At 55.5% G+C, this 11,403-nt stretch carries 5 protein-coding genes and 1 pseudogene; 1 reads left to right on the top strand and 5 read right to left on the bottom strand.

Annotation, left to right across the window (positions count from 1 at the left end):
- Positions 1–264 precede the first annotated feature (264 nt).
- The 4 genes from H7995_RS28415 to H7995_RS03110 all read right to left on the bottom strand — a co-directional run bounded on the left by H7995_RS28415 (position 265) and on the right by H7995_RS03110 (position 9,532).
- A complete protein-coding gene (locus H7995_RS28415) occupies positions 265–1,248 on the bottom strand; it encodes a hypothetical protein (RefSeq protein WP_244647577.1) in 984 nt (327 codons plus the stop codon).
- 165 nt (positions 1,249–1,413) lie between these two features.
- The gene (locus H7995_RS03120; RefSeq protein WP_047293608.1) at positions 1,414–3,441 is read right to left on the bottom strand and encodes a UvrD-helicase domain-containing protein; all 2,028 of its coding nucleotides are present in this window, start codon (positions 3,439–3,441) and stop codon (positions 1,414–1,416) included.
- 2 nt (positions 3,442–3,443) lie between these two features.
- A complete protein-coding gene (locus H7995_RS03115) occupies positions 3,444–5,486 on the bottom strand; it encodes an ATP-dependent nuclease (RefSeq protein WP_185817968.1) in 2,043 nt (680 codons plus the stop codon).
- A gap of 92 nt (positions 5,487–5,578) precedes the next feature.
- Entirely contained in the window at positions 5,579–9,532 is a 3,954-nt protein-coding gene (locus H7995_RS03110) for an NACHT domain-containing protein (RefSeq protein ID WP_185817967.1), read from the bottom strand.
- A 415-nt stretch (positions 9,533–9,947) separates the two neighbouring features.
- Here H7995_RS03110 and H7995_RS03105 point away from each other — a divergent pair, with 415 nt between their 5' ends.
- On the top strand, positions 9,948–10,817 hold the full coding sequence (locus H7995_RS03105) for a hypothetical protein (RefSeq protein WP_167664334.1): 870 nt from the start codon (positions 9,948–9,950) through the stop codon (positions 10,815–10,817).
- A 265-nt stretch (positions 10,818–11,082) separates the two neighbouring features.
- Here H7995_RS03105 and H7995_RS03100 read toward each other — a convergent pair.
- A pseudogene (locus H7995_RS03100) lies at positions 11,083–11,382 on the bottom strand (transposase); the annotation flags it as partial.
- Positions 11,383–11,403 lie beyond the last annotated feature (21 nt).

Raw genomic sequence — 11,403 nt, 5'->3', positions numbered from 1 at the left:
TGTGCGCCAACCGCTCGTAGAGTTTGGCTGGTAGCCCTTGAGGCACTTGAGCTTTATCTCCCCTTGAGGGATCTGCAAAGCCCGGTAACGACCGGGCTTTTGCCTTTGTGTGTCTGTTCTGCGGGCTGCGTACTGGCGTGATCAACAGGCGTAAGTTTGAAGGAAGAGCATTCAGGCGACCGTTTGTCCCCCGAGATGTATTGGCGCTTTACTGGTTAATGCCTGTTGACTGGGCCTTATCGCTGGCGTGTATTCGATGGCCTACTACTCGCTTTTTATTAGGACTCTACCGTCGACCAAAGACACAAGCCCCACCTCGGTGGTCACCCCAAGAAACTCGTAAATCGTCCGGACCTTGTCCACAAAAACTTCGTCTGCGCTGAGCAGAATGTGAGCGCGGGATCCGATTGCCGCATGAGCAGCATCGCTGATGGCGGCAACATATCTGGATCCACGCTTGAGCTTGCTGTCGGTCTTGTAGCCAATGACGTTCAGCAAGTTGTAAATGGCCGTAACTTTTTCATGCACGTGCATGTCTCGGCTGTACAGAGGCGTGGCGGCGATGCCGAGGAAGTTTTCGATCGAGTAGCCCCGACCGCGGTAGCCATCAAGGTCCTGATAGGCCTGCCATATTTTCTCAATGACGCGAGGAGGCTTTATGTTGTTGAGTTCCTTCGGACCCAATCCAACCGAGGCCCGGTAATTTTTCACTCCCGATTGATCTCTCTCATCGCTGATGTGTTTCCTCATCTCGGCGGCGGCCATCACAGAAACTTGTTCGTACTGGGACTTTAGGATTTTGAGGTATTGCTCGATGGGCGCGCGCAGATGAGGGTGGGTATGGTCGAGTTGGGCAAGAGGGGCAGACAGACTTTTGATTAGGCCATCGAACGCGTCGATCTGTTCAGAGGCTATTTCGGTGAAAGTCGAGTCGCTGCGGCCCCCGTAGAGCTTGAGTGTGGTTTGATGAGCTGCCGCCAACATGATGTCGTAGACCGGCTCCGCCTGGAGATAATTGTCATAGGCTTGGACGGGAGGAACCTCATGGAGGATCATTTCCCCGGTAGGCTCGAAGCTATCGTTGACCTGATACCTGAAGTGCATTGCGTTCAGGAAGTCGAGGGCTGCCAGGAATTTATCAGGCTGGCCGCTGCGCTTGATCTCACGCAGCGTCTCGTCCGAGTAGATGACCTGAAATCGGTCAAGTAACGATGTAAAGAATGCAGGGTCGTGGCCTTTGACAGCCATGGTCAGTACGTTTTGATCTATATAAACGGTTGTCTTGCCCACATAGGGTGGCAGACAGGGGCTTGCATTCATTCTCATTGTCTCTGAGGTTGCACAGGAGATGAGTGCCAAAAATTCAAGACGAATAACTTCCACCTTATCGGAGGCTAACAAAAGCGCAAGTTTTCACGGAGTTGGATCAACACTATCGACGGTGTTTCTGGGTACTATCTGATGAACGTTCCAGCCTTGATCGATCAACATCTGGCGACTCTGCTCAAACGCTTCACCTTCTCCCAGTGATCGCCTGCTAATCGCCAAACACAGCAGGTGTGTTGGCCTGGTCATGGCGACATACATCGCCAGAAGGCGCCTCCTCTGGCGAATCTTCACAGACTTGCCGCCATGACACTGTTGCCCCAGCATCCAGGGCATCAGGCTGTTGAGTACATGGCCATAGTTATACGTTTCCAGAACCAGTGTCGCGGTATGTGTTTGGCCCTTAGCCGAATGAACGGAGCCAAGCTTGATGTCGACCGTTCTTTGCTCGTGCACGCATCGATACGTATTTATTGACGGCGCGACGGTTTCCTCTTGGATAGTCTCCTGAGCGTCTTCTACCCAACCCAGATAGTCCTTTCCAGCCTCCGATAGCTCGTTGGTAGCCGCGAGTACCTTCGCAAGTGATGAGAAGCGATGTCCCAGTACCTTCCAGCGACGCTGGCTGATCGTTTCGGAGCTGAACAAAACCTCGACTACCAGGTGTTGGTACTGTTGCAGATCATCAGGCTTGATCAATAGCTGTTGTACCTGGACGTGCTGCCGCGCTCCAGGCTTGATCCTCATACGAGGATCAGACAGGTTCGCCAGGTGGATCAACGCACGAGCCATCTCCTCCACCGCCTGATGCGCCGTTTCCCCTTTAGTAAGGTGATGCCTGGCTAAACGTAGTCGCTCCACAAGTGTGGGTGGCTTGTAACCTGAGCCACCGGCGTTGCGGTCGTACTTCCCCCAGTAATGCGCCACTGTTTTGGGGTAATGCTCGTCCTGGTCTTCCGGGTCTATGCCCTTGTGCGTAAAGCCTAGAGCAGTGATGGTCGCTTTCTGAAGCAGATCTATAGGAAGGTGCTGCAGTACGTGGCGACCATAAGCATCGAGCACCTCGCCGCAATCTCCATCCGGGAAAACGAAAATGGTATGAGGTAGCCGTTGCTCATTCCCCTTCGCGCGAAGCCCTCTAAGGCGCTGCGCGACGGGATGAAACGCAAAAGGATTAGCGAGCAGCGCGATTGATTCGTCGAATCGAAAACTGCTGGCGATGTCCAGCGATTGTTTGACATCTGGGAAATCGTTGCCTTGGGAGCTTGCTTCAGAGTCGAAAATTGCCTGGTTAGGATCGCCCACTCGTGTCACGCAGATGCCCCCATCTTCCCGTGGAAAAATGGTACTGAGGTATTCGTTCTGAAGATCAGACGTGTCCTGCATTTCGTCAACAAGTACACAGGGGAAACGGTGCCGGAGGGATGCGCCAACGCCCGGTCGTTCGGTTAGTTGTGCCTTGCCCAGAACGAAGATCTCGTCATAGCAAAAGTAACCACGCTTGGCGGCCTCACCCATCGCGGCTGCCATGATTTTATAGCTGTCAGCATCCGGACCACAGGGAAAGTTATTGCCTGTGAGCGGGTCGGTGAAGTCGGTGCTGGTCAGCCTGAGACTCTCAGCTTTGAATTTGCTACGCTCGAAATATCCACGGACTTTTTTTCTATCAGCGAGCGTCATGCAATTGAAGCGCATGCGATGCGTCAGCTCATCATCGATGGATGTGAACCGAAACCCGGCAGATAGCAGCCATGGCGTGGCGAGAAATCGGCTGACAAAGCCGTGGATCGTATCTATGTAGTGTGGGTAGCTGAGCAGCCGCTGTCCCATTTCGGTGTTCCCGAGCCGGTGCTCAATTTCGTGACGCGCAACATTCGTATGGGATAGGACGCAGATACCGCGGGTACGGCTCGTCCACTTGCGCGCGAGAATAGCAAGCTTCGCGACGACCATCGTCGTTTTGCCGCTCCCAGGACATGCGGAGACATCCAGCGTCTCACGCGATCGTAGGAACTCGATTCGAGGCGCATCGAGCTCCTTGAGCTTCATGAGTTCAACGACCCAGGCAACGTCATCCTCCGTAATCTCGGACACCAAATCTCGAAACGCGGTCATGATCAATCTCCGGACGGTTCTTGAGTTAACTCGAGACGCGTTGTCACGTAGGTAATCGCCTCGGTTAGATACCCTGGCAGCCAACCCATAATCTGCTCGTGGCTGAGCACTTGGCGCTGCAGGCAATCCTCCAACAAGTCGACCAGATATTGTGCAGTGATGGCTTTGGATGCAGTCCTAGACGTGAACAGGCTGTAAATGTGTGAGCAGAGATGGGCATGGGTGTCCGTTGACTGGCGAAGCTGCTCAAACTCTGCTTCTGCCGCCTCGACGACCTCCTTAACTTTTTTCCGCTCCATGTTCAGCGCGTCATCATTTGCCGCGAGCCTGGCGGCTACTAAAAGCTCCTTCGCAAGGCCCGCGTATGCCAGGTCGTATTCGAGCGTCCAGTGATTCGCGATGAAGGTTTGAACGTTCTGGGCATCGTCGCTTTTGAGGTTTGTGCGACGAGCCGCTAGGGCTTCATCACGGGTTTTCTCATCATCCCCGAAATGCCTCATGGCTTTCCACCGACGGTGCTTCCCGTTCCACCTGGGATCGTTGTCATCGTCCACCAGTCCCAAGATTGCCGGAGCGCAGTCAGGCATCACATCCATGTCTGCGACTCTGGCGACAGGGATATTGAGCGTACCCTCCTCCGGTATCGCCCGTTGCAGTATGCGAGAGTATCGACCGAGCCCGGTGCCGCCCACATTCACCACGGAAACCCCGTGCCGGGTGAAATCCCGGCCCATGATCTTCGCCAGTGCTGGCAGCAGGATAGCCTCCCCATCCCCCTCAACGATGAGCACACCTCGTGCAAAGAACAGGTTGGCTTTGGTGACGTCCAGGAACCGCGCCAGAAACCGGTAATCGGTTGCATCAAGGTTAGTTTGCTGCTCCGCGAGCGAGTAGGCCTTGTGCCGATGCATGAGCACGAGGTTATTCAATGCGATCTTGGAACTCAGATTGGGGCTGTGAGTGGTCAGGATGATCTGCACGGGGCGCTGCTGATTGATCTCTTCCAGGTTGGGCTCTTCCAGCTTGCATGCCATTGGTTTGGCCGCAGCTTCCAAAAATTCCATCAGCCGCAGTTGCCGCTGAGGATGCAGGTGCGCCTCCGGTTCCTCGATCAGCAGCAAAGGCAGCCCGTCAGGCTCTCTACCCAGAAGTAGCAGCTCGCAGGCCATGAACAGCAGGTTGTTGGAACCAAGTCCGTAGGAACCCTTCGTATCACCAGATTGCTGATCTAGTAGCCCGAGTTCCAGGCGCTCAAGGATCTGGCGCAAGCGCGATGACTCCGACCCGCCCTCTACAAAGTTGATGTGGCTGTGCAGATCATCGCCCTCCAACCCTAGGTGGGAGAGGTAGTTATCGTTGATCGTGTCCTGGGCCTTCTTCACGCCCCCGTGCAGGTTGACCAGGTGACGCAGATACTCCGCCAAACCCGCAAGGCTCAGGCTGGCAGGATTGAGGTCTGCAAGAGGTTGGTCAGCGTTAAAATCAGCACCGTGCTTGATGTGAGGAAAGTTTTTCAGAACCTGGGACAGTCGAGACCCACGGCCAGGCGACATCTCGCGCTCAGCATCGCGCAGCGGTCGCAGATACGCGGCGGCTAGCAACTGACGCACATTGACGTCTAAGCTTGGCCCTCCTCCGCCATGGCCGCTACGGACCGCGATATCAACCCAGCGACGAGCCAACTGATCGTCATTCAGTCGGCGTGCAGTCCAGTGCACATACACCGCAGCTTCTTGCTTGTTAAACGTGACGTACTCTGATAAAGCGCCTTGCTCGGCAGTCGAGAGGGCGGAGAACTTTGCTACGATCTTGATCTGATGGGCTTGTTGACCATTCTCAGGGAAATGGAAGTCGTCAGGCTGCAAGCGTACGTACTCCCCATCCCGGGTCTGCAGCACCAACCGCAATGCGTCAATTACGGACGACTTGCCCGCATCGTTCTCGCCTACCAGCGCTGTGACGCCATTGTTGAAGCGAATTACCAACCCCTGCCGTCCAGCTCCAAACTGCCGGAAATTCTGAATCGTGAGCGCTGACAAATACATCCGTGTTTTCCTGTCGCAAAAGGTTTTGGCACGATACGCGCATGCAATAGCACGCGGGCTTTAGCGAGTGGCCTCAGCATGGTGGGCACCTTTTAGGTGCCTTTGCCTTCACTTCCTTGGGGGAGTTCTGCCACAGCTTTCGATTTTTTTGGGCGCCGAGGCTTGGCTGCTTTCGCCTTGTTGAACTCGATGTCCTTTCGCACTTTCGCTGCCTGCGCGGCATTGGAGACATCCAATACCACCACTGACGTTGTAGCAGCTAGCTCGGCTGGCAGCAGATTTTCCAGTGCCGCCTTCAACGCTTCAGGTTTTTCGGGTTTTATGCCTGCTGGAGGCCGCGTCACACCAAGCCCATTACCGAACCAGAAGATCACATAAATGCCTTGACCTTCGGTACTGTTCCCCAATGTGTAGGTCTGAAGCTGACCGATATGCCCATACCAGAGATGTGTATGACTCGTCCGTTTCGCTTCGACCGGCACGGTAAATGGGCCATGGGTAACAAGCAGGTCCGCCCGCGTTCCGCCGGATGACGCCGCTTCAGGGGACACCTCGAAGCTACCGAAAAAGCCAAGTTTGTCTCTGAGCTTGCCGGCCAGCACGTCTCGGCAATCGTTCTCGACCTTGGGCTTTTTGTTGTCCCAAAAAAGCCTCCACAGGTTATGTGGAGAAGGCTGCAACTCGGCAGCGACTTCCTCAAGGCTCAACAGCACCAAGGCCTTCAGGTCCTGCGCATTAATAGGGCCTCTGCCGCTCAGCACCTTTGCCAGATCTGTCGGGGAGAGTAGCTTCTGTGTTTGCGATCGGACATCTCGCCTGTAAAGCTCGAGCTCGTGCCTGATGGTATCAATCCAGCGTGTACCCTCAGAGTCCGTGAGCAATTCCAAAAGGATCGTCTCAACACCTGGTTCATCCGACAACGAAACGGCTTTCAATACTTTCACTGTGTCCGGCCAAACGCGCTCAAAGTGCCCTTGCATCAATGGAGTGCGCTGGAACAGGAACTGCAACAGGAGGCGGCTGACGGCCAGCGTGGACGTCGGCGTCTGCCAATAGCTACAGTTGGGGTATCCGTCGAAGATCACCCGGTGAATTACAGCGTCCTCTGCCTCGTCAAGGGCATGTACGAAGTCATTGCTGAACACATCCGACTGCAAGCAGACGGCAAAGTATGCCCAGCGCAGGCGGTCAGCGCAGCGCAGATCGCTACCCGTGACCAAAGCATCAGTACCGTCGCCCTGGTTCGACCAATGGGACAGCACATCAGTCAATAGCGGCGTCAGTGCTGGCGCTTCAACATTCAGTTCAGCCAGCCGAAGCACGCTGTCTAGAAGACTTCCACTCAGCGTATCAGGCTGCTCCAATGCCACCTGCACGGCCCACGCATGTAACGCGGACCGCGCTGGATGCTCTCGCAGCTTGTACAAAAGCGCGCTCCAATTGGCGTCCCGCTTATGGGCGAGCTGACAAAAGTAAGCAGGATCGTCTATGAACGATCGAATGAGTTGATCAATGCAGAAGCTCTCTAAGCGTTCCTTGAGATAGGCATCTCGCATCGTTACTGTGGCGAAAAGGACCTTGAGAATTCGTCCCGCAGATTCCGCAGAGAAATCCTGTCCGTCCGCCAGGTGAATGGAAGCAGACGCGGCTGTGATGGCTCCGCTAGCCTCGCGTTCATCTTCATACTCGCCCTTCGACCACACACGGGAGAGCCCCTCAAGGATTGACTGAGCCAGGGGCTCACCGAACACTTCCTGCAGCGCCTCTATCCCGCTTCCGTGACGACCCGTGATCGGGCGACTACCGCAATAGACTTCTGCTCCCCAGTACAAGGCCCCGTCGACCTTACCTGCGACCACTGAGGGTAACTGCAACTGCCATTCGGCTATTTGACGGACTAGCCACTGCTCGATGCTATCCCGTTGGTGCGCTTGTCGCTCCGATTCTTCTTCAACGTGTAGCCTTACGTATTGCAGGGCGGCGTCAGCGACAGCACCCGGGCTCTCGTGGAGTACCGGAATTAGCCAGGCCGGTACGGGCTCTCCTCGTTCCAGTGCCCAGTTACCCACCTGTCTGCCGACGTATGCTGAACCGACGCTGGATATCAGTGGGTCGGAATTCAGCATCAGGCGCACCAGCGTCTCGCTAGGCTTCAAGCCAAGCGCTCGCAGTCCGAGTGCAAGCGATCCGCTATCGGCTACGTCCTGGTCCGCAATCAAAAGCAACGCGTGCAATACCTCCTCGGAGGCGGATCGAGCGATCAACCATTCTCCGGCAGCCTTCTTGAAGGTTGACTCGGCCCCAGTGATCACACCAGTAGCGACCATCATGTGCGCGAACTCTTTCGCGGTTACGCCCTCGTGCGACAAGGCCGCGATGCACAGCACCGAGGCGAATTTGTGCTCCAAGGCACCCAGTCCAGCCTGTAGCCGCCAGCGCTTAGGTGTATCCAAAATCAGGGGGCGCCACAAATCTGCTGCCACATGCCAGGCGATATCCCTAATCGCGTAAGTGCTCTCCATGCGTCCATCTTCAGGTGCAGCTCGCGGAAGAAGTGCATTATTGGCTCTTTGCAGCCTAGCCAGAACCCGCTCCACGTCGCCGACCACTAACTGTTGCGCAGGGATCGCGCAAAAAAGTTGTGCAATGCTGCGCAAGTGACCGCGCAACGTCTCCCCGGAGGAACAGAGCTCCTCGATCCGCCCCCAAATGTCATCCGCTGAGGTCACTGCATTATGTAGCCAGGCATCAATAGCCTGCTCTCGACACCACTGCACCTCACTCTGGCGTAACGCGACGCTCCAGCAGGCGTCAGCGGTGGAGGCCAGCGCCGGCCCGGTCGATAACGCCTCCAGCAACATGCTGAGTCGGTGCGTGGACGCCTCCGTTTGCAGCAGCTCAATCACCAGCGGCGCAAGGTCGGGGGTAACAAGTCCCACGGAACAGATCCGCGCCGGGCCCCACTGCTCCGGAGTCCAGCGAAAAAACGGATCGCGTGCCCCAACCTCCTGCAGCACAGTGACTCGAGACGCAGCGGGAAGTGTGGCCGCATCGCCATGCAGTAAAAGCGTTTCCGGGTCACGCTGGACCAGCCGTTGGGCGTGGTGTAGTGCGCCCTCGTTGACCAGGTGACAGGTGAACCATGCATACAGCGCCTTCAGACCTTCGGATGGCAATCCATCGACCGAGACCAACAGTGCAACCGCGCGTTCGATATGTAGTCTTGCGCCCCCGAGGGCGCCTGTCACCAAGCGAGCCAGGTAGCGCGCGGCCAAAAACTCCTGGATGCTGCGATGAAAGGGCAGGAAGTCTTCGCCCTTCTTCATGAACAGAGCGGTGGACAGGACGGTCTCGCGAGCGATCGGGTCAAGCCCCGCGTCATGCACCGACAGCATGGTGTCTGGGACCGGAGCAGATCGCTGCAAGCCATGCTTTCCGGCCAGGAGCAGGGTCAGAAAGATGCGCCCAGCATGATCTAGGACGACATCGGGCGCAGGTTCGCCGTCTTGCCGGTCTTCTGCCTTGGAGGGGTTGTGCTCGGTAGCGAAATGGCGTGCACCGGACTCGTACAGTTCGAAACGGGTGAGCGACGGCAACCGTTCGGGCTTCACACTCATGAGAAATTTCAGCCCCAGCGGGGATAGCACGAAGGGCGTCGATCGTAGCGTCTGCAGCGTGGAGAGGAGCGTGATGGGCTCTGAGCAGCCAAACGCTGTGAGTACTGCGACTGCTTCCTCCTCACTAAGAGGTTGCAACTGAGCCACGACGGGGGCCTCGTCAAGGGCTGCCAGCCCCTGACCGAACGCTCTGCTGAGCTTTCCACCCTCGTTCCAGTCCTCCGCTCGACAACTCACTCGCCATCGCATCGACGGTAGCTCTTCTAAGCACTTTGCAATCTCAATGGCGTTCTGTATGGGGACTTCATCGAGAGCATCGATAAACACTGTCGTGACATTGGAAAGATTTTTGCTGCGAAACCAAAAGGCGGAAATGCACGATGCTCCCGCTCGGTCCGCAAAATGCTCGAACGCCACAGTCTTGCCCATGCCAGGCGCGCCCAACAAAACAACATAGGGGGCCTCGGCCAGATCACTTAGGCGCTGGGCGTCTTTGTACTCGTCAGGGCCTGATGATATAGATATGAGCCTATCAAGCGGAGCGATTGACATTGCGAAGCGGCACCGAGCGACAAAGGTGTCGCCATCATACGGTATGCCCAGATGACTCCACTACTCTTACCGCGCGGGGGCTGCATTCTTGATCTGCGGCAGTAGCCGGTACGGTAAGTGTTCCAGGCCGATCACCCGAATGTCCTTTAATTGCAGCTCCGACATTGCATTCACGGAAATACACCGCACTGGAGATTGCTGGCCGACTCCCATCAGTTTAAAAATTCCGCGCAGATTGGATTGGCCAAGTACCCATGGCTACAATGCGGCCCCTTCCAAATACCGGTGTACCATGTCCCCCAAAGTAACGAGAGACCTGAAATTTTCTTTTGACAATCAACGTCTCGCTTATGATGTTGGGGAGTTTTGGGATTGGGCATTTTCGAACATCACGACTCCCGTCATTCGCGGTGTCATGATCGAATTCATTCTGGCTCGACACCTGATAGATCACGTCGACGACATAGTGTTGGGCCGGGTGCTGGACTTGACGCACCAAGTTCCGCTTCCAGGACAGCTGGCTAAAAGCTTGGCACCTTTTTACAGCAACCAACCCCATGGTGATGTCTTTGACTTGCAGCTGACATGGGGTGTGACGATTGAAATTAAAAGTACGAGCAATCGCGAAAACTGGAGGCTCAATAAAACGTGTAGATGGAATATGGCTAAAGACAAGAACAAGGTCGAAAAAGTCTTTCCCGCCCAATACTACATCCTCGCGGTTGTTGAAAAAGATCCTGAAGTGAGCGTGACGCACCTGAACCTTTCCGAGGCTGAATTCTACTTGTGCAGCGGCAGAACATTGGACATCAATGTGGAGGCGCCCCAGAAATCGGTGGGTTTCAAGAAGTTCTCAGAGATCTCAGTACGATGTGGCTTCAGCGAGCTGGTCCCTGTGCTCCATGAACTCCAACGCCAAGAGCACGAGCGGGTCAGAAATCTGTTGGTTCCTAGATGGAAACAATCACGCCCTCCTTCATTTCATTCAAACTTTATGCCCTTGGCCGTCGAAGCAAATGGGAAAGTAACCGGAGCCTGGTATCAGGGAGGGAGTGGAGCATTGAGCAACCCGACCGCCATAGACGTTCGATGGGTTGACGGCGCGAATCCTGACTGGCGGGATTGGGAAGCCGTAGGCTTCAAGTATGAACCTGAAATTTAGCTGGCCATCATGCTCTCCCCAAGTGCCTTTGCGGTGAGCAATGGGCTTCACGTGATCTCGCGAAATTGGGTGGTTGCGGTGACGACTCAGAAAGACGAAAAGCACCGGGTCGAACACGGCCACCCTGATATCCAGTTAGACCAGATCGGCAAAGTCCTCGATGGTTTTCCGAAGTCCTCGGCCTTGGGGTAGAAGTAAACTTTTTTCCACTTTTGCATCAACTCGCATCATAGCGACGGCTTCAGAAAGAACTCGGGAGCGCAGCAAAGGCGTACTTCAGCCGCACTCCTTGGCAAAGTACGCTGCGGCCTATTTAAGATGTCTCGCTCTTCAGTGACGCGTTTGAGTTCCACTCGCAGGCGACGCAGTTCAGCGTACTGATCACCGTACTGATCATCGTCCTGCTGCCGTTCTTCGTGAGGTTTGATGTAGCGCTTTATCCAGGCATAGAGGCTATGCGTCGACACGCCGAGACGAGCCACTACATCAGCGACAGGCAGCTTCTTCCGGTCACTTGATTGACCGCTTGGATTTTGAATTCTTCGGGGTAACGCGGGTTGCTCATGGCACCTCCTAAACGGCCTCA

It is taken from the genome of Pseudomonas kielensis, assembly GCF_014236655.1.
GTDB lineage: Bacteria > Pseudomonadota > Gammaproteobacteria > Pseudomonadales > Pseudomonadaceae > Aquipseudomonas > Aquipseudomonas kielensis.
The sequence above is the reverse complement of the archived record's forward strand: the minus strand, read 5'-3'. Positions and strand labels throughout refer to the sequence as shown.

Excerpts from the sequence above, each read along its gene's own strand:
- H7995_RS28415 (WP_244647577.1), bottom strand. The coding sequence starts at position 1,248 with ATGGCTGTCAAAGGCCACGACCCTGCATTCTTTACATCGTTACTTGAC.
- H7995_RS03120 (WP_047293608.1), bottom strand. The coding sequence starts at position 3,441 with ATGACCGCGTTTCGAGATTTGGTGTCCGAGATTACGGAGGATGACGTT.
- H7995_RS03115 (WP_185817968.1), bottom strand. The coding sequence starts at position 5,486 with ATGTATTTGTCAGCGCTCACGATTCAGAATTTCCGGCAGTTTGGAGCT.
- H7995_RS03110 (WP_185817967.1), bottom strand. The coding sequence starts at position 9,532 with ATGGGCAAGACTGTGGCGTTCGAGCATTTTGCGGACCGAGCGGGAGCA.
- H7995_RS03105 (WP_167664334.1), top strand. The coding sequence starts at position 9,948 with ATGTCCCCCAAAGTAACGAGAGACCTGAAATTTTCTTTTGACAATCAA.